The sequence below is a fragment of the Geodermatophilus tzadiensis genome (genome assembly GCF_003002915.1).
In the GTDB taxonomy this organism is placed as follows: Bacteria; Actinomycetota; Actinomycetes; order Mycobacteriales; family Geodermatophilaceae; genus Geodermatophilus; species Geodermatophilus tzadiensis.
In genome coordinates this window covers 1-19,189 of sequence record NZ_PVTG01000027.1, presented here as the reverse complement: position 1 = coordinate 19,189, position 19,189 = coordinate 1, and the positions used below count along the sequence as shown (strand labels likewise).

Here is a 19,189-nt window from a genome sequence, read left to right as displayed (position 1 = left end):
GCCAGCTCCTTGACCTCGTTGGCCACCACCGCGAAGCCCTTGCCGGCCTCGCCCGCGCGGGCGGCCTCGATCGTGGCGTTGAGCGCCAGCAGGTTCGTCTGCTCCGCGATGCTCGTGATGACCTTGACGACGTTGCCGATCTCGGCGGAGGACTCGCCCAGCTTGGCCACCGTCGCCGTCGTCGTCTCCGCGGCCGTCACGGCCCGGGCGGCGACGGCGGAGGCCTCCGCGGCGTTGCTGGCGATCTCCCGGATCGAGGCGCCCATCTGCTCGGCACCCGCCGCCACGGTCTGCACGTTGCGGCTGACCTCCTCCGCCGCACCCGCGACGACGCCGGACTGCGCCGAGGTCTCCTCCGCCGAGGCCGAGATCTGCGCCGAGGACGCCGACAACTCCTCGCTGGAGGCAGCCACCGCGTCCGAGGCGCCGGCCACCGACGCCATCACCGTGCGCAGGTCGACGACCGCGGCGTCCAGGGCGGCGGCGGCCCGGCCGACCTCGTCACCCCGGTCGACGCCGGTCGTGCGGGTGAGGTCGCCGGCGGCCAGGCCCTCGGCGACGTGCGTGAGGGCGAGGACCGGCCGGACCACCCGGCGGGCGACCGCGAGGGCCATGCCGAGGACGAGCAGCGCGCCCAGGACGACGACGGCGGCCATCGTCCACGTCGTCTGCGCCTGCTGGGCGTCCGCGGCGGCGCGGGCCCCGGTCACCCGCTCGTCGAGCGAGTCCTTCAGTTGCGCGGTCAGCTCGAGGATCTCGAAGTAGACCCCGTAGCCCTCCCCCTGGATCAGGGTGTCGGCCGCGTCGACGTCGGCCGGGGTCCCCCGCGTGTACAGCGCGACCGCCCGGTCGTCGACGGCGAAGAACTCGTCCCACTGGTCGACGACCTGCTCGTAGGCGTCCGACTCGTCCGCGTCGAACACCTCGGTCGGCGCCGCGGCGAGGGCCGCGCGCATCCGGTCGGCGACGTCCAGGAAGCCCGCCCGGTTGGCGTTGTCCGCCTGCACCGCCGCCTGGGGCCCCACCCGGCGCGCGTCCCAGGCGTAGGCGACCTGCCACCCGCTGACGTCGGCGTTGTAGTAGGTCATCTCCTGGGACCAGCCGAGCGCCTGCTGCAGCTCGCCGACCTCGTGGCGGTTCGTGCCGGCGCCCTGCAGGCCGGACAGGGCGAAGCCGCCGACGGCGATCGCGGCGGCCATGCCTGCGCCACCGACCGCGAGGATGGCGCCCCGGACCCCGACACGGGTCCGGCGGGACGTCGAGCTGGGCATGTCGAGGGTCCTTCCAGGGTGGGTGTGTGCTCCGCCGGCTTCCGGGGCGGGAGTGCGGCCCGGCGGCTTCTCGTCCATTCCGGGTGAGGACGACAGTAGGGGTGCGCGAAACACGAACGGACGAAGAACAGGTGCGCGTGACCGCATCGTGAGGAATGGCTCCGACGCGGTCGTCGCACCATTCGGTGACCATTCCTGCCGTGTCGACACACCGGTACGGGACCGGCCCGCGCACGGTTCCCCCGCAGGTCGCGGGGCAGCGGGGGAGTGGGCTCCCGGTGGTCACCGGGCGGGCCGCGTCGCCGTGTCGACGGCCCGGGGCGGTGACCGCGCGACACGCCGCGTCGCTGCGACGTCCCCCGACAGCAGGACGGGCCGGGTGACGACCGCGCGGTCGTCACCCGGCCCGGCCGGGGTGCAGCCCCCTCAGGGGGCAGGTGGTCAGTAGGTGAAGCGCGCGACGCTGGAGCGCAGGCCGGCGGCCATCCGCGACAGCTCGTCCACGGCCGTCCGGGTCTGCGTCAGGGCCTGGGTGGTGGACTCGGCAGCGGTGGAGACCCCGGAGATGTTGTCGGCGATCTGGCCGGAGCCCTGCGCGGCCTCCTGCACCGAGCGGCTCATCTCGTTGGTGGTGGCGGTCTGCTCCTCCACCGCGCTGGCGATGGTGGTCTGCCGGTCGGAGATCTGGGCCACGATCTGGGAGATCTCCCCGATCGCCCCCACCGCGGCACCGGTGTCGGCCTGGATCGCCTGCACCCGCCGCGCGATGTCCTCGGTGGCCTTGGCCGTCTCCTGCGCCAGCTCCTTGACCTCGTTGGCCACCACCGCGAAGCCCTTGCCGGCCTCGCCCGCGCGGGCGGCCTCGATCGTGGCGTTGAGCGCCAGCAGGTTCGTCTGCTCGGCGATGCTCGTGATGACCTTGACCACGTTGCCGATCTCGGCGGAGCTGTCGCCGAGCTTGGCGACCGTGGCGGTGGTGGTCTCCGCGGCGGTGACGGCGCGGGCGGCGACGGCGGAGGCCTCCGCGGCGTTGCTGGCGATCTCCCGGATCGAGGCGCCCATCTGCTCGGCACCCGCCGCCACGGTCTGCACGTTGCGGCTGACCTCCTCCGCCGCACCGGCGACGACGCCGGACTGCGCCGAGGTCTCCTCGGCCGAGGCCGAGATCTGCGCCGAGGACGCCGACAACTCCTCGCTGGAGGCAGCCACCGCGTCGGCGGCGCCGGCCACGGTGCCCATGACCCGGCGCAGTTCGGTGACGGCCCCGTCCAGCGCGGCGCCCATCCGGCCCAGCTCGTCCCGGGTGGTGAGGCCCGAGGTCCGGGTCAGGTCGCCGGTCGCCAGCCCCTCCGCGACGGTCTGCACGCGGGCCACGCCTCGGGCCAGCGCGCGGGCCACCAGCAGGCCGAGGCCGAACGCGACCGCCAGGCCGGCCCCGAGGACCACGAGCACGAGGACCCGCTGCCGGCCGGCGCCGGACTCGGCGGCCGCGGCGGCCGCGGCGGCCTCCGCCTTCTCGATCTCGACCAACTCGACGACCGCCTCCTCGACCGCGTCGCCCAGCGGCTTGGCCTGCGCCTGGTTGGCCTCGTCCCAGGCCGACTGCTGGTTGGCCCGCGCGAGCGGCGCGAGGACGGTCTCGCCGACCTCGAGGTACTGCTGGAAGGCCTCCTCGGCCTGGGTGACGAGCGCCTGCTGCTCCTCGGTGAGCCCGCCGGCCTCGTAGCGCGCCCGGGCGTCCTCGAACCGGGCCTCGAGCTCGGGGACGGCGTCGAACGCCTCCTCGACCCGGGCCGGGTCGACGCTGATGAGCGCGTCCCGCGTCTTGATCCGCACGTCCTTCATGACGCCGCGCATCTCGGTGACGTCGGTGAGCGCCGTGATCTGCGCGTTGAGTCCCGTGGCACGCTCGGCGGCGCTGTCGAGCCCCACGACGGCGGTGGCGCCGACGACGAGCGCCACACCGGCCGCGGCACCCACGGCGGTGAGGACCTTCGTCTTGACGCCGCGGTCGCCCCACCAGGAGGAGCCGGCCGCGGGAGCGCGGCCCGGGACGTCGGTCGGGGTGGTCATCGTTCTCTCCAGGGGTGTCGAGCAGGGGAGCGCCGGTCGCGCTGTCGAGGAGCACTGTGCGGCACGGGAATGGTCCGCGCACGGTTCCGGGAATGGCGTGTCGGTCACGATCCCGAGACGGCGCGAATGGTCGTCCGCCACGACCAGGAGAGGGATCGGACGTCGGTGTCGACATGACGCCGGCAGGATCCGGCGACCATTCCTGCGCGTCAGCGGAATGGTCGTGAGGGAGAGACGCGGCCCGCGCTCCCTCCCGGCGGAGGGGGCGCGGGCCGTGGTCAGGGACGTCCCGGCGGGGTGGTCACCAGGTGAAGCGCCCCACGGTGGCCCGGAGGTCGGTGGCCATCCGGGCGAGCTCGTCGACCGCGGTGCGGGTCTGGGTCAGCGCCTGGGTGGTGGAGTCCGCGGCGGTGGAGACGCCGGAGATGTTGTCGGCGATCTGACCGGAGCCCTGCGCGGCCTCCTGCACCGAGCGGGACATCTCGTTGGTGGTCGCGGTCTGCTCCTCCACCGCGCTGGCGATGGTGGTCTGCCGGTCGGAGATCTGGGCGACGATCTGGGAGATCTCCCCGATCGCCCCCACGGCGGCACCGGTGTCGGCCTGGATGGCCTGCACGCGGCGGGCGATGTCCTCGGTGGCCTTCGCCGTCTCCTGCGCCAGCTCCTTGACCTCGTTGGCCACCACCGCGAAGCCCTTGCCGGCCTCCCCGGCGCGGGCGGCCTCGATCGTGGCGTTGAGCGCCAGCAGGTTCGTCTGCTCCGCGATGCTCGTGATGACCTTCACCACGTTGCCGATCTCGGCGGAGGACTCGCCCAGCTTGGCCACCGTCGCCGTCGTCGTCTCCGCGGCCGTCACCGCCCGGGCGGCGACGGCGGAGGCCTCCGCGGCGTTGCTGGCGATCTCCCGGATCGAGGCACCCATCTGCTCGGCACCCGCCGCCACCGTCTGCACGTTGCGGCTGACCTCCTCCGCGGCGCCGGCCACCACGCCGGACTGGGCCGAGGTCTCCTCCGCCGACGCCGAGATCTGCGCCGAGGACGCCGACAACTCCTCCGACGACGCCGCCACCGCGTCCGCCGAGCCCGCCACGGCGGCCATCGCCTCGCGCAGGCCGGTGCGGGCGCCGTCGAGGGCGGCGGCCATGTGGCCCAGCTCGTCCCGCGAGTCGACGCCGGTGGTCCCGGTCAGGTCGCCGACGGCCAGCGCCTCGAGGGCGGACTGCACCCGCCGGACCGACCCGATCACCGAGCGGGCGGTCAGCCAGCTGAGCCCGACCAGCAGCACCAGGCCGAGTGCGGCGGCGAGCAGGGCGGTGGTCTCCCAGCGCGAGATCGTGGCGGCCGTCTCCCGCTCGGCCGCGGCCGCCTCGGCCTCCAGGGTGTCCTTGGCCGTGCCGACGGCACCGTCGGTGAGGTCGTTGGCGGCCTGGATGTCCTCCCACCGCACGCGGGCGGCGGCCTGGTCGGCGACGGCGCCGTCGACGTAGGCGGTGATCGCGTCGGTGTAGTCGCCGAAGGTGCCGGCCAGGTCGGCCACCGCGGCGGCCGCGTCGCCGTCCAGCGGGACGTCGGCCAGCTCGGCCAGCAGCGCCTCGGGCTCGGCGACGTCGTCGGCCAGCTCCGGGAGCTGGTCGGCGGGGACGTCGCGCACGAGCGCCTTGAACCCGTCGACCTTCAGCTCGCTGGCGCGGGTGTCCAGCCGCAGCACCAGCGTCTCCGCGTGGTGCAGGTCGGCCAGCCGCTGCTGCGCGTCCCGCACGGCGCCGTGGCCGACCAGCACGGCACCGAGCAGGCCGCCGAGGGAGACGGCGGCCACGGCGACGAGCGCGCCGAACTTCACCGCCAGCGGGCGGTCGGCGAACCAGCCGGCGGTGCGGGGGCGCGGGGGAGTCGCGGCGTTCACGGGGCCTCCTGGGGCGGGTGTGCACGCCGTGACCGCCGTGACGTGCGGGGCGCGCACGGGAATGGTGCGGCTCCCCGGACCCCGCGCCGGGACACGGACGACGGTCCCGGCCGGATCGTTGTGCACCCGGCGGCGACCTCCGCCGGCACCGTCGTCAGGTCGACCGCGCCGGCGCGCCGACCGGCCCGGCCCCGACGGCCGGACGGGTGTCCGCGCAGGTCCGGAGGACGGGTCCGGTCGCCGTGTCGACCGCGCCGGGGCGCCGACCCGACCGCCGTCCGCCGGTCACGCAGCCCGGGACCCGGACACGCCGCGCTCGGACCTCCGGGGGCGGCTCAGCCCAGCCGGTCGGCGAGCAGCCGGAGGACGTCGACCACGGCCGCCGGGTCGGCGACGCGGTGGCCCGCGGCCGTCTCGCCGTCACCGACCTTGATGCCGACGTCCCGGGGGCGCAGGGTGCCGAAGACGTCCTCGTCGGTGACGTCGTCGCCGAGGTAGACGACGGCGGCCGCGCCGAGCTCCTCGCGCAGCCGGCCGACGGCGCTGCCCTTGTCGGCGTCGGTGACGGCGACCTCGAGCACCGCCTTGCCCGGCTTCATCGTCAGTGACGGATCTGCCGCCGCGGAGGCGGCGTCCGCCAGCAACCGGGTCCCCGCGGCCGCGTCGGTCACCTGCCGGACGTGCACCGCGACGCTGGCCGGCTTGACCTCCAGCCGCGCGCCGGGGACGGCGGCCACCAGCGGGGCCAACAGCTCGGCGACGGCGTCGCGGCGGCCGGCCAGCTCGCCGGCCAGGGGCCCGCCGTACTCGGCGCCGTGGCTGCCCACCCAGCGGTAGGTGCCGGCGAAGCCGCTGACCTGCCGCAGGTCCTCGACGCCGCGCCCGCTGACCAGCGCGACCGTCACGCCGTCCGCCGCGGCGAGGCGGGCCAGCAGCCCGTCGACGCCGGGGGAGGGGACCGCGGTGGAGGGCTCGTCGGTCAGCGGCGCCAGGACGCCGTCGTAGTCCGAGGCCACCAGCAGCGGACGGCGGCCGGCCACCCCGGCCAGCGCGGCCGCGAGGTCGTCGGGGACCGCGGTCACCCCTGGGCGCGCAGCGCGTCGAAGAACGACGACGCCCAGTGGTCGAGGTCGTGCCTGGCCAGGTAGCGGCGCATCGCGCGCATCCGGCGGGCGGCCTCGTCGGGCTCGGTGCGCAGCGCGCGCAGCATCTGGTTCTTCACGCCGGCGATGTCGTGCGGGTTGACCAGGAACGCCTGCTTGAGCTCCGCGGCGGCCCCGGCGAACTCCGAGAGCACCAGCGTGCCCCCGAGGTCGCCGCGGGCGGCGACGTACTCCTTGGCCACCAGGTTCATGCCGTCGCGGTAGGGCGTCACGAGCATGACGTCGGCCGCGCGGTAGAGGGCGGCGAGCTCCTCGCGGGGGATCGACTGGTTGATGTAGTGCACTGCCGGCCCGCCGAGGCTGCCGAACACGCCGTTGATGTGCCCGACCTGCTGCTCGATCGTCTCGCGCATGTGCACGTAGTGCTCGACCCGCTCGCGGCTGGGCGTGGCCACCTGGACCATCACCGTGTGCGGCGCCTCGACCGCGCCGTCCTCGAGGAGCTCCTGGAAGGCGTTGAGCCGGACGGCGATGCCCTTGGTGTAGTCGAGCCGGTCGACGCCCAGGACGATCTTCTCGGGGTTCCCCAGCTCGGCGCGGATCTCCGCGGCCCGCTTGAGCACCTCCGGGGAGGCGGCCAGCTCGTCGAACGCCTTGACGTCGATGGAGATCGGGAAGGCGCGCGCGGTGACGGTGCGGCCGTCGTACTCCACGGTCGCGCCGCGGGTGGGCAGCTCGTGCAGCCGACGGGCGAGCTGGACGAAGTTGGCCGCCGCGCTGGGCCGCTGGAAGCCGACGAGGTCCGCGCCGAGCAGCCCCTCGACGATCGCCGAGCGCCACGGCAGCTGGGTGAACAGCTCGTAGGGCGGGAAGGGGATGTGCAGGAAGAAGCCGATCGTGAGGTCGGGACGCCGCTGCCGCAGCATCGCCGGCACCAGCTGCAGCTGGTAGTCGTGCACCCACACGATCGCGTCCTGCGCGGCGACCTCGGCGGCCCGGTCGGCGAAGCGCTTGTTGACCTGGACGTAGGTGTCCCACCAGGTGCGGTGGTACTCCGGCTTCTCGACCACGTCGTGGTACAGCGGCCACAGCGAGGCGTTCGACATGCCCTCGTAGTAGCGGTCGACCTCCTCCTCCGAGAGCGGCACCGGGATCAGCGACATCCCGCCGGACTCGAAGGGGTCCGGCGCCTCGCCGGCCGACCCCGACCAGCCCACCCACGCGCCGCCGCGGCCGGCGACGAAGGGCTCCAGCGCGGTGACCAGGCCACCGGGGCTGCGCTGCCAGCGCACCGTGCCGTCGGGCTCGGTCACCGCGTCGACCGGCAGCCGGTTGGCCACCACGACGACGGGGCTGTCCGCCCGCGCGTCTCCTGCGTCAGTTCCGGCCATACCGGTACCGACCCTACTGACGGCGCCCTCCTCCGGCACGCGCAGGCTCAGCCGGCGAGGGCGTACCCCGCCGCGGCGGCCCCCAGGCCCAGGACGACGCTCGCCGTCGCGTACCCGAGCGCCCGGCCCACGGCCCGCTCGGCCACCAGCCGGACGACGTCGGCACCGAAGGTGGAGAAGGTGGTGAGCGTCCCGCAGAACCCGGTGCCCACCAGCGCGACGACGCCCGCCGGGACGTCCCCCAGCCCCAGCAGCACCCCGAGGACGGCGGACCCGGCGACGTTGACCGCGAGCGTGCCCAGCGCCGGGTCACGCCCCCGGCCGGCCGCCAGCCGGGTGGCCAGCAGCCGCACCGGGGCGCCGACCAGCGCGCCGGCCGCCACGAGCAGCGGGGTCACCGGGGCCGCGCCAGGCGGACACCCGCGGCCACCGCGAGCACCCCGCCGACGACCGAGACCAGCACGTAGCCCGCGGCCGGCACCGCCGCACCGGCGTCGGTGAGGTCGACGGCCTCGACGGCGAAGGCCGAGTAGGTGGTGTACCCGCCGAGGACCCCCACGCCGAGCAGCGGCCGCGCCCACGCCGGCTCGGGCTCCCGGCCGGCGAGCACGCCGAGCAGGACGCCCATCAGCAGGCAGCCGCTGAGGTTGACCAGCAGGGTCGCCCACGGCCAGCCGCCGTCGTCCCGGGGGAGCGCCTCGGCCACGCCCCAGCGCGCCAGCGCCCCCAGCGCCCCGCCCAACGCCGCGAGCAGGTAGGCCACTCGTCCCCCCGAGGCATAGGAAGCAATCCGCACGTCCGCGCGGGCCGACACGTGCGGAGAGCCTCCTATGCCCGTGGGCCGGTCAGGGGGTGCGGGTCGGCTCCGGGGTGTCGCGCCGTCCCCGCCGTCGCCACAGGGGCTCGACCTCGGCGAGCTCCTGCTCGGTGGCGACCCGGAACGGGGGAGCGGCCGGGGACTCGACGGCGCGGCGGCCCTGTCCCCGGGTGGCGCGCAGGCTCGCCCACACCGAGACGCCGAGGATCGTGGCGATCACCGCGAGGCTCACGGCCGTGGGGACGTGGTAGACGTCGATCTTGAGCAGCATCTTGACGCCCACCCACATGAGCACCAGCGCCAGCCCGACCTTGAGGTAGACGAAGCGGTGGACCAGGTCGGCGAGCAGGAAGTACATCGCCCGCAGGCCCAGGATGGCGAAGGCGTTGGCGGTGAAGACCAGGAACGGCTCGTCGGTGACCGCGAAGATCGCCGGGATCGAGTCGACGGCGAAGACGACGTCGGTGACCTCGACGAGCACCAGCACGGCGAGCAGGGGAGTGGCCAGCAGGACGCCGCCCCGCCGGACGAGGAACCGCTGGCCGTGGTAGGCGTCGGTCATCGGCACGAACCGGCGGAACAGCCGCAGGGTCCGCGACCGCGAGGGGTCGACGTGCTCGTCGCGCTGGCGCAGCATCCGGTAGCCGGTGACCAGCAGGAACGCCGCGAAGAGGTAGAGCACCCACGAGAAGTCCTCGACGAGGGCCGCACCGCCGGCGATGAACGCCCCGCGCAGCACCAGCGCGCCGAGCACGCCGAGGAACAGCACGCGGTGCTGGTACTCCCGCGGCACGGCGAAGAACGTGAAGACGATCGCCCAGACGAAGACGTTGTCGACGGCGAGCGACTTCTCGATGAGGTAGCCGGCGTAGTACTGCTGGCCGAGCTCCGCGCCGTGGGACACCCAGATCCAGGCGCCGAAACCGACGCCGACGGCCACCCACACCGCCGACCACGCGGCGGCCTCCCGCACGCCGATGACGTGCGCGCGGCGGTGGGCGACCAGGTCGACGGCCAGCATGGCCAGGATGAGACCGAGCACGGCGAGCCAGAGCCAGAAGGGGACGTCCAACGAGGGCCTCCAGTCGGTGGGCACCAACCGGAGGTCTCTCCCGGCGCCGCACCGGACGCCCGTCCCGCCGGGTCCGCGCCGGGGCGGACCGTCCTGACGACGGGGACGCGGGGGATACTCCCCTCCTGCGGACCAGTGAAACAGAATTCACCTGTTGCGGCCAGTGGGCGGCTACCGGCGGCGGGTCTCGGGGAAGAGCAGGTCGACGAAGCGGGCGGCGGTCGGCTGCGGCTCGTGGTTGGCCAGCCCCGGCCGCTCGTTGGCCTCGACGAAGACCGCGTCGGGGCCCTCGACGTCGGGCACCAGGAAGTCGATGCCGGTCACCGGGATGCCGATCGCGCGGCTGGCGCGCACCGCGGCCTGGCCGACCGCCGGGTGCAGCCGGTCGGTGACGTCCTCGATGGTGCCGCCGGTGTGCAGGTTCGCCGTCCGCCGCACGCGCAGCCGCTCGCCGTTGGCGAGGACGTCGTCCATCCCGTGCCCGGCGGCGCGGACGACGTCGGCGGTGACGTCGTCGAGCGGGATGCGCGACTCCCCGCCGGTCGCCCGCTCGCGCCGCCGGCTGGTCTCGCGGACCAGGTCGGTCACCGTGCGGCGGCCGTCGCCGACGACCTCCGCGGGCCGGCGCACCGCGGCGGCCACCACCTCGTGGTCGATGACCACCACGCGCAGGTCCTCGCCGGCGACGAGCTCCTCGACCAGGACGTCGGGGCAGAACAGCCGGGCGGCCGCGACGGCGCGCTCGAGCTCCTCGTCGTCGGTGACGCCCACGGTGATGCCCTTGCCCTGCTCGCCCCGGGCCGGCTTGACCACCACCTCGCCGCACGCGGCCAGCAGCCCGCGGGCCGGGCCGAGGTCGTCCTCGAACGCCGTCACCCCGCGGGGCACGCGGACCCCGGCGGCCTCGACGATCCGCCGCGTGACCCGCTTGTCGTCGCAGCGGCTCATCGCGACCGCGGTGGTGAACTCCGACAGCGACTCGCGGGTGAGCACCCGCCGACCGCCGACCGACAGCCGCATCTCGCCGGACTCGGCGTCGGTGACCTCGACGCGGATGCCGCGGCGCAGCGCCTCGTCGGCGATGATCCGCGCGTAGGGGTTGAGCAGCTCCAGGTCCGGCGGGCCGCCGGCGTACAGCGGCGTGTTGATCGGGTTCTTGCGCTTGACGCACACCGCCGCCGCCCGCACGAAGCCGAGCTTGCGGTAGAGCGCGATCGCCCCGCTGTTGTCGTGCAGCACCGAGAGGTCCACGTAGGAGCGGCCGCGGCCGACGTAGCGCTCCGCGAGCACCCGCACCAGCGCCTCCCCGGTGCCCGCCGGGGCGCTCTGCGCGTCGACGGCCAGGCACCACAGGCTGGTGCCGCCCTCGGGGTCGCCGAAGGCGAGCACGTGGTCGACGCCGGTGACCGTGCCGACCACCCGGCCGGTGCGGGTGTCCTCGGCGACCAGGTAGGTGAAGCAGCGGGTGCGGTGGTTGGCCCACATGGTCTCGGGGTTCCCGGTGACCATGCCGTTGCGCGCGTAGATCTCGTTGATCGCGACCATGTCCTCCAGCGAGGTCACCGTGCGGACGAAGACGCCGCGGATGAGCTCGTGCCGGGACCGGTAGCGGTAGAGGTCGAGGCGGTAGGTGTAGCTCGGGTCGATGAACAGCTCGTCGGGCGCCAGTCCGACGAGCACGTGCGGGTCGCGGGCGTAGATGCAGATGTCGCGCCGCCCGGTCCCCTCGGCCCGCAGCGCCGCGAGGATGTCGCGCATCTCGGCGAAGGTCTGACCGAACACCAGCCGACCCCAGGCCAGGTCCAGGACGACGTCGGAGTCCATGCCCTCCAGCTCGTGCTGCGAGGGCCGCCCGTAGGTGCGCCCGGTCAGGTCCGGGGTGTGACGACGGCGGTGTCCGGCGAGCCGGGGTGCCACGGGGACCCTCAGACCCCGTGGTTCTGCAGCCAGAGCTCCAGCAGGCCCAGCTGCCAGAGCTTGTTGCCGCGCAGGGGGGTGAGCTCGGCGTTGGGGTCGTCGAACAGCCGCGACACGTACTCGGGGCGGAACAGCGCCCGCTCGCGGGCCGCCTCGCTGGAGAGCGCGTCCTTGACCAGACCGAGCACCTTGCCCTCGAGGTGGGTGATCGCCGGCACCGGGAAGTAGCCCTTGGGCCGGTCGATGACCTCCGGCGGGATGATCCGCCGGCCGATGGCCTTGAGCACGCCCTTGCCGCCGTCGGCGAGCTTGAGCTCCGGCGGGCACTGGGCGGCCAGCTCCACGAGGTCGTGGTCGAGGAAGGGCACCCGGGCCTCCAGGCCCCACGCCATGGACATGTTGTCCACCCGCTTGACCGGGTCGTCGACGAGCATGACCTCGCTGTCGAGGCGCAGCGCGGCGTCCACGGCGGTCTGCGCGCCGGCGCGGGACATGTGGTCGCGGACGAACTCCAGGCTCGGGTCGCCGTCGAGGGCGTACCGCTCGCCGACCAGCGCGCGCATGTCGTCGGCGCCGCGGTCGAAGAACGCGGCGGCGTAGCGCTCCACGGCCTCCCCGCGGTCGACGCCGGCCAGCGGCGGGTACCAGTGGTAGCCGGCGAACACCTCGTCGGCGCCCTGCCCGGACTGCACGACGCGGATCGACTGGCTGACCCGCTCGGAGAGCAGGTCGAAGGCGACGACGTCGTGGCTGACCATCGGCTCGGCCATCGCGCCGATGGCGTGGCCGAGCGCGGCGGCCAGCTCGTCGGAGGAGACGCGGATGCGGTGGTGGTCCGTGGCGAACCGCTCGGCGATCACGTCGGAGTACTGGAACTCGTCGCCCTCGCGGCCGCCGACGGCCTCGAAGCCGATCGAGTAGGTGGCCAGCCCGCTCTGCCCCTCCTGGGCGAGCAGGCCGACGATCAGGCTGGAGTCCAGGCCGCCGGAGAGCAGCACCCCGACCGGGATGTCGGAGACCAGGCGGCGGCGGACGGCGACCCGCAGCGCCTCCTCGATCGCGTCCTCCCAGTCGCGGGCCGACCAGCCCGAGTGCTCGGGGCGCCGCTCGTAGGTGGGCTCCCAGTAGCGGTGCTCGCGGCTGGTGCCGTCGGCCTCGATCACGCGGACGGTGGCCGGCGGCAGCTTGCGGACGCCGTTGAGCAGCGTGCGCGGCGCCGGGACGACGGCGTGCCAGGTCAGGTAGTGGTGCAGCGCGACCGGGTCGATGGAGGTGTCGACGTCGCCGGCGCGCAGCAGGGCCGGCAGCGACGAGGCGAACCGCAGCCGCCCCGGCGTCTCGGCCAGGTACAGCGGCTTGATGCCCAGCCGGTCGCGGGCCATGACCACCCGGCCGGTGTCGCGCTCGTGGATGACGACGACGAACATGCCGTGCAGGTGGTCGACGAAGTCCAGGCCCCAGTGGTGGTAGCCCTTGAGCAGCACCTCGGTGTCGCTGGTGGAGAAGAACCGGTAGCCGTGGCCCTCGAGCTCGGCGCGCAGCTCCTTGTAGTCGTAGATGCAGCCGTTGAAGACCGCCTCGAGGCCCAGCTCGCTGTCGACCATCGGCTGCGACCCGCTGGCGGAGAGGTCGATGACCGACAACCGGCGGTGACCGAACGCCACCCGGCCGGCGCTCCACTGGCCCTGGCCGTCCGGCCCGCGGGGGACCAGCGCCTCGACCATCCGCGCCACCGCGGTGGTGTCGGCCAGGGAGCCGTCGAACCTGATCTCTCCGGTGAGGCCGCACATGGGTTCGATCCAACCCCACGGGCGCGGCTCCCGCGACGCCTCGCGGAGATCGTCACACCGACGCAACACGGCCGGTTCCACGTGGAACGGGGCGGGGCGCCGGTCCCCGCCGCGGTTCGGCAGGCTGGGGTCGTGCACGACGACCCGGAGGGGGAGGCACCCTGGGCGGTGCAGCTGGTGGCCCGCGTCGAGAAGGCCGCCCCGCCCGCCCGGACCGCCGTCTGCGCGGCCGGCGCGGTCGCCGTCGTCCGGCTGCTGGACGACGAGCGGGCCCGGCCCGGCGGCGCGTGGCACCCGCAGGTGCGTCGGTGGACCGACGGCCGGATCCGCAAGCACTGCCGACGGGCGCGCGGCGTGGCCTGGCAGCGGGTGACCGCGCTGCCCGGCGTGACCGCCGCGGTGGACGGGGCGGAGGTGCGGGCGCTGGTGCCGACCGCGCTCGACGCGCTGCCGCGGGAGGTCGCGAGGCTGCAGCTGTCGGGCAGCGAGCTCGAGGACCCGGACGCCGTGCCGGTGGCCGATCCGGTGCCGGGCGGCCCGGTCGTGGTGTCGCTGTGCCCGGAGCCGTTCCTGCCGCTGGGCAAGGCCGCGGCCGCCGCCGGGCACGCCGCCCAGCTCGCCGCGCTGCGGATGCCCGCCGGGCGGCTGGCCGCCTGGTCGGGCGCCGGGTTCCCGGTGGTCGTCGAGCACCCGGGTGCCGCGCGCTGGACGCGGCTGCGTCCGACGGCCCCAGTGCAGGTCGTCGACGCCGGGTTCACCGTCGTGGCGCCGGGGACCTGCACCGCGCTGGCCCGCTGGGCGTAGCCGGCCCGGTCCCGCGGCGGGCTCAGCCGTAGTAGAGCGCCACCGGGCGGCCGTCGATCTCGCGGACGTCGACCGTCGTGTCGTAGACGTCGGCCAGCACCTCGGGACGCATGACGTCGCGGGCCGGCGCGTCCGCCACCACCCGCCCGTCGCGCATCGCCACGATCCGGTCGGCGTACGCGGCGGCGGAGTTGACGTCGTGCAGCACGGTGACCACCCGCTTGCCCAGCACGTCGGCCATCTCGCGCACCAGCCGCATGGTCTCGCCCATGTGCCGCAGGTCGAGGTTGTTCAGCGGCTCGTCGAGCAGCACGTAGCGGGTGTCCTGCGCGAGCACCATCGCGATGGAGGCCCGCTGCCGCTGACCACCCGACAGCTCGTCGAGGAACCGGTCCCGGTACCCCTCGAGCCCGAGGTGGGCGACGGCGCGCTCCACGTGGTCGCGGTCGTCGACGGTGAGCCGGCCGCGCGAGTGCGGGAAGCGCCCGAACTCCACGAGGTCCTGCACGGTGAGGCGCGCGGCGACGTGGTTGTCCTGGCGCAGCACCGCGACGCGCCGCGCCAGCTCCTGCGACGGCGTCGTCGCCACGTCCAGGCCGTCCACCGTCACCCGGCCGGCGTCGGGCCGGACGAGGCGGCCGACGAGGCCGAACAGCGTCGACTTGCCCGCGCCGTTCGGGCCGATGAGCGCCGTCACCCCCTCCCCTCCGAGGGCGAGGGAGACGTCGTCGACCACCGTCTGGCCGCCGTAGCGCTTGGACACGCCCTCGAGCGCGATCACCGCGCCCCCTTCCGCAGCACGAGGTACAGGAAGAACAGCCCGCCGGCGAAGTCGACGACGGTGGACAGCGTGCCGCCGAAGCCGAGCACCCGCTCCAGGACGAGCTGGCCGCCGAGCAGGCACACCACCCCGAGCAGCACCGCCGTCGGCACCGTCCACGCGTGCCGGAACGAGCCCGCCCACGCGTAGGCCAGGTTGGCGACGATCAGGCCGAGGAACAGCACCGGCCCGACCAGCGCCGTCGACGCGGCCACCATCACCGAGACGACGGCGAACAGGGTCAGCACCACCCGCCGGTGGTCGACGCCGAGGCCGACGGCGACCGGCTCGCCGAGCGTGAGCACGTCGAGGGTGCGCAGCAGCGGCACGACGACGGCGCAGCCCACCGCGACCAGCGCCGCGGTGAGCACCAGCAGCGTCTCGTCGGGCCGGGTCAGCGAGGCGAAGAACGCGTCGGAGAGCACCTGGAAGTCCAGCGGGTCGAGCATCCGCTGCATCCACTCGCTGAAGGAGCGGAAGAACGTCCCGAGCACGATGCCCACCAGCAGCATGAGGTGGATCGAGCGCCGCTTCCCGCCGAACAGCCAGGTGGACAGCACGACGCTGAACCCGACCATCACCGCCACCTGCACGGCCCACAGGACCAGCGGGTCGGCGGCCAGGAACGCGGCGGACCCGGCGGCGAAGACGACGGCCGTCGAGACGAGCAGGTAGAACGCGTCGAAGCCCATGATCGACGGCGTCAGCACGCGGTTGCCGGTGATCGTGTGGAAGACGACCGTCGAGACGCCGACCGCCGCCGCGACGACGACCGTCGCGGCCACCGTGAGGCCGCGCTTCTCCAGCGCGTAGGCCAGCGACCCGGGCACGTCGGTGAACAGGTAGGCGGCGACGAGGGCCAGCACGAGGCCACCGAGCGCGGCCAGCCGGACGGCGGACCCGGCCCGGCGCACGGAGGCACGCAGGCGGGGCCGCGGGCGGACGGCGACCGGGGCGGGTTCAGTGAGCACGGCTCCGCCTCCGCAGCAGCAGCCAGAGGAACAGCGCGGCGCCGATGATCCCGACGACGACCGACAGCGGGATCTCGTAGGGGAAGCGCAGGACCCGCGCGAGGACGTCGCAGGCGACCACGAACACCGCGCCGAGCACCGCGACCCACGGGATCGACCGCCGCACGTTGTCGCCGATCACCAGGCTGACGACGTTGGGCACGACCAGCCCGAGGAAGGGGACGAGCCCCGCCGTCACCAGCACCGAGGCGGTGATGACGGCGACGACCACCATCCCGATGGCGACCACCCGGCGGTGGTGCAGGCCGAGGTTGGTGGCGAACTCCTCGCCGAGGCCGATGACGCTGAACCGGTCGGCCGCCAGCCACGCGACGACGACCATGACGCCGGCCAGCCACACGAACTCGTAGCGGCCCTGCACGACGCCGGCGAAGCTGCCCTGCGACCACTGCGCGAGCGACTGCAGCAGGTCCAGCCGGTAGGCGACGAACGTCGTGACCGCGCCGACGACGCCGCCGAGCACGATGCCGACGAGCGGCACCAGCACGAGGGAGCGGACCGGCACCGCCCGGACCACCCGCAGGAACACCCAGGTGCCGAGGAGGCCGGACAGCGCCGCGACGGCGGTCTTGCCGGCGACGGGCATCCCGGGCGCCAGCACGATCGTGGCGAGCATGCCGAGGGTGGCGAACTCGGTGACCCCGGTGGTGCTGGGCTCGACGAAGCGGTTGCGCACCAGCATCTGCATGATCAGCCCCGCGATGCCGAGCGAGGCGCCGGCCAGCACCAGCGCCACCGTCCGCGGGATGCGGCTGGCGACGAGCAGGAACGCGGCCGGCCCGTCGCCGAGCACGGAGGCGGGGGAGACGTCGGAGACGCCGACGAACAGGCTCACCCCCGCGAGGAGCACGAGCAGCACGCCGACGAGCACCCCCAGACCGGTGCGCCGGGGGCGCGCCGGGGCGGGGGTGCTCGCCGGGGGAGCGGAGAGCGCCGTCACGGGCAGCGGGGGACCGGGACGGTCACTCCGCGATCTGCAGGACGTCGTCGATCATGATCCGGGTGGTGTCGATGCCACCGAAGACGACGTACCAGGCGACCGGGTCGAGGTGGTGGATCCGGTCCTGCCGCGCGGCGGTGGTCCGGGCGACGATCTCGTTGTCGAGCACGGCGGCGGCGGCCTGCGCGCCCTCCTCGCCGGTGGCGGCGTCGCGGTCGACGACCCACAGGTGGTCGGGGTCGGTCTCGAGCAGGAACTCGAAGGACACCGGCTCGCCGTGGGTGGCGGCCTCGACGTCCTCGACCGCCGGCTGCACGCCGAACGCGTCGTAGATGAGCCCGCCGCGCGCACCGCGGGCGTCGGAGTCCTCGCCCGCCGGGGCCATCGCGGACAGCTCGCCGCCGGAGACCATGAGACCCAGCCCGGTGCCCGCGTCGGCGGTGGCCGCGCGCGCCTCTTCGATGCCGGCCTCCAGCTCCGCGATCGCCGCGGCCGCCTCGTCCTCGGCGCCGAGCACCTCGCCGAGGAAGGTGGCGTTGCGCTCCAGCGTCTCGGTGTAGGTGCCGCGCAGGCTCAGGTCGACGGTCGGGGCGATCTCGCTGAGGTCCTCGTAGAGCGCCGAGGAGCGCCCGCCGATGACGATGAGGTCGGGCTGCTGCGCCTCGATCTCGACCAGGTCGGCCTCGAACAGCGTGCCCGCATCGAAGACGTCGTCGGCCAGGTGCTGCTGCAGGTAGTCCGGCACCGAGTCGACCGGGGCGCCCGCGACCTCGCCGCCCAGGGCCCCGATGGTGTCGAGGGCGGCCATGTCGAGGGCGACGATGCGCTGCGGGTCGACCGGGACCTCGACCGACGTCTCCTCGAGCTCCGGCTCGGCGTCCTCCGCGGCGACGTTGCGGTCCCAGGTCCAGGTGACCGTCTCCGCGCCGGTCGCCGCCTCGGCTGCCGGCTCGCCGGCGCCGCAGGCGGTGAGCGCGAGGGCCGCGGCGAGGGACAGGGAGGTGGCCGCCGGCGGCCGGGACGCGGTGCGCATGGTTCTCCAGACGGTTAGGTAAGGCTGACCTGACTGAGCCTGTCCTAACCTGCCACACGGGTTCCGGTACACCGCGGTGGGGGTGGCCGCACCGGCCTCCCGGGGTTCGCCCACCGCCGACCCCGGGCACGACGGGGGTCATGGAGACACGCACCCTGGGGTCCCTGTCCGTCCCGGCCATCGGGCTGGGCTGCATGGGGATGAGCGAGTTCTACGGCACCGGTGACCAGGCGGAGGCCGAGCGGACGATCCAGCGGGCGCTGGACCTCGGCGTCACCTTCCTCGACACCGCCGACATGTACGGCCCGTTCACCAACGAGCGGCTGGTCGGGCAGGCGATCGCCGGCCGCCGCGACGAGGTGGTCCTGGCCACCAAGTTCGGCAACGAGCGCGGCGAGGACGGCTCCTTCCGCGGCATCAACGGCCGGCCCGAGTACGTGCACCGGGCCTGCGACGCCTCGCTGCAGCGGCTCGGCGTCGACGTCATCGACCTCTACTACCAGCACCGGGTCGACCCGTCGGTGCCGGTCGAGGACACCTGGGGGGCGATCCGCGAGCTGGTCGAGGCGGGCAAGGTGCGCTCGGCCGGCATCTCGGAGGCCGCACCCGAGACCATCCGCCGGGCGCACGCCGTCGTGCCGGTGACCGCGGTGCAGACCGAGTACTCGCTGTGGAGCCGGGACCCGGAGGAGAACGGCGTCCTGTCCACCTGCGCCGAACTCGGCATCGGCTTCGTCGCCTACTCGCCGATCGGCCGCGGCTTCCTCTCCGGGCAGATCCGCAGCGTCGAGGACCTCGCGCCCGACGACTTCCGGCGCCGCAACCCGCGGTTCCAGGGCGAGGCGTTCGAGCAGAACCTGCGGCTGGTCGACCGGGTGCGCGAGATCGCCGACGAGAAGGGCGTGACGGCGTCACAGCTGGCGCTGGCCTGGGTCATGGCACAGGGCGGGCGCGGCGGGAACCCGGCGGTCGTGCCGATCCCCGGCACCAAGCGGGTGCGCTACCTGGAGGAGAACGCCGCGGCGGCCGACGTCCGGCTCAGCGACGACGACCTGCGCCGGCTCGACGAGGCCGCGCCCGTGGGCGCCGCGGTCGGCGACCGCTACCCCGACATGTCCAGCGTCCACATCTAGACGAGTAAGTCCTATCGACCCGAAGGGTCGAAGGGCGCTGTAGACGCGGACGGAGGGTGTTCAGGCTCGGGTTGTGACGACCGACCTCAAC

General features: G+C 74.4%; 16 protein-coding genes. 2 read left to right on the top strand and 14 right to left on the bottom strand.

What is annotated here, in order from left to right; genetic code table 11:
• The 10 genes from LY71_RS22910 to LY71_RS22865 all read right to left on the bottom strand — a co-directional run.
• A partial coding sequence (locus LY71_RS22910; RefSeq protein ID WP_106282215.1) for a methyl-accepting chemotaxis protein occupies positions 1-1,199 on the bottom strand: 1,199 nt, incomplete at its 3' end.
• A 513-nt stretch (positions 1,200-1,712) separates the two neighbouring features.
• A complete protein-coding gene (locus tag LY71_RS22905; RefSeq protein WP_106282208.1) occupies positions 1,713-3,344 on the bottom strand; it encodes a methyl-accepting chemotaxis protein in 1,632 nt (543 codons plus the stop codon).
• A gap of 301 nt (positions 3,345-3,645) precedes the next feature.
• Positions 3,646-5,247, bottom strand: coding sequence for a methyl-accepting chemotaxis protein (locus LY71_RS22900; protein WP_106282206.1), 1,602 nt, complete (start codon positions 5,245-5,247; stop codon positions 3,646-3,648).
• Between the two features lie 335 nt (positions 5,248-5,582).
• Positions 5,583-6,329, bottom strand: coding sequence for a trehalose-phosphatase (gene otsB, locus LY71_RS22895; protein WP_106282204.1), 747 nt, complete (start codon positions 6,327-6,329; stop codon positions 5,583-5,585).
• Entirely contained in the window at positions 6,326-7,741 is a 1,416-nt protein-coding gene (locus LY71_RS22890; protein ID WP_106282202.1) for an alpha,alpha-trehalose-phosphate synthase (UDP-forming), read from the bottom strand. Before LY71_RS22890 ends, otsB begins: the two co-directional genes overlap by 4 nt.
• 47 nt (positions 7,742-7,788) lie before the next feature.
• Entirely contained in the window at positions 7,789-8,139 is a 351-nt protein-coding gene (locus LY71_RS22885; protein WP_106282200.1) for a fluoride efflux transporter FluC, read from the bottom strand.
• Positions 8,136-8,504, bottom strand: a complete 369-nt coding sequence (crcB, locus tag LY71_RS22880) for a fluoride efflux transporter CrcB (RefSeq protein ID WP_106282198.1) — start codon at positions 8,502-8,504, stop codon at positions 8,136-8,138. Before crcB ends, LY71_RS22885 begins: the two co-directional genes overlap by 4 nt.
• 82 nt (positions 8,505-8,586) lie before the next feature.
• On the bottom strand, positions 8,587-9,630 hold the full coding sequence (locus LY71_RS22875; protein WP_106282196.1) for a TerC family protein: 1,044 nt from the start codon (positions 9,628-9,630) through the stop codon (positions 8,587-8,589).
• Positions 9,631-9,801: 171 nt separating this feature from the next.
• Complete coding sequence (gene ngg, locus LY71_RS22870) at positions 9,802-11,547, bottom strand: N-acetylglutaminylglutamine synthetase (protein ID WP_211297499.1); 1,746 nt, start codon at positions 11,545-11,547, stop codon at positions 9,802-9,804.
• 8 nt (positions 11,548-11,555) lie between these two features.
• Positions 11,556-13,337, bottom strand: a complete 1,782-nt coding sequence (locus tag LY71_RS22865; protein WP_106282194.1) for an N-acetylglutaminylglutamine amidotransferase — start codon at positions 13,335-13,337, stop codon at positions 11,556-11,558.
• 132 nt (positions 13,338-13,469) lie between these two features.
• Here LY71_RS22865 and LY71_RS22860 point away from each other — a divergent pair, with 132 nt between their 5' ends.
• A complete protein-coding gene (locus tag LY71_RS22860; RefSeq protein WP_211297498.1) occupies positions 13,470-14,141 on the top strand; it encodes a peptidyl-tRNA hydrolase in 672 nt (223 codons plus the stop codon).
• Between the two features lie 22 nt (positions 14,142-14,163).
• Here the strand turns inward: LY71_RS22860 and LY71_RS22855 are convergent, their stop codons facing one another.
• Genes LY71_RS22855 through LY71_RS22840 form a run of 4 tightly spaced genes read right to left on the bottom strand, consistent with a single transcriptional unit; the run spans position 14,164 to position 17,965 of the window.
• The gene (locus tag LY71_RS22855) at positions 14,164-14,922 is read right to left on the bottom strand and encodes an iron ABC transporter ATP-binding protein (protein WP_106282192.1); all 759 of its coding nucleotides are present in this window, start codon (positions 14,920-14,922) and stop codon (positions 14,164-14,166) included.
• On the bottom strand, positions 14,919-15,932 hold the full coding sequence (locus tag LY71_RS22850) for an iron chelate uptake ABC transporter family permease subunit (protein ID WP_106282190.1): 1,014 nt from the start codon (positions 15,930-15,932) through the stop codon (positions 14,919-14,921). The genes LY71_RS22855 and LY71_RS22850 overlap by 4 nt, the downstream gene beginning before the upstream one ends.
• The gene (locus LY71_RS22845) at positions 15,922-16,932 is read right to left on the bottom strand and encodes an ABC transporter permease (protein WP_211297497.1); all 1,011 of its coding nucleotides are present in this window, start codon (positions 16,930-16,932) and stop codon (positions 15,922-15,924) included. The genes LY71_RS22850 and LY71_RS22845 overlap by 11 nt, the downstream gene beginning before the upstream one ends.
• 22 nt (positions 16,933-16,954) lie before the next feature.
• Positions 16,955-17,965 (bottom strand): siderophore ABC transporter substrate-binding protein, encoded by a 1,011-nt coding sequence (locus LY71_RS22840; protein WP_106282188.1) that lies wholly within the window; start codon positions 17,963-17,965, stop codon positions 16,955-16,957.
• Positions 17,966-18,105: 140 nt separating this feature from the next.
• Here LY71_RS22840 and LY71_RS22835 point away from each other — a divergent pair, with 140 nt between their 5' ends.
• A complete protein-coding gene (locus tag LY71_RS22835; RefSeq protein ID WP_106282186.1) occupies positions 18,106-19,098 on the top strand; it encodes an aldo/keto reductase in 993 nt (330 codons plus the stop codon).
• Positions 19,099-19,189 lie beyond the last annotated feature (91 nt).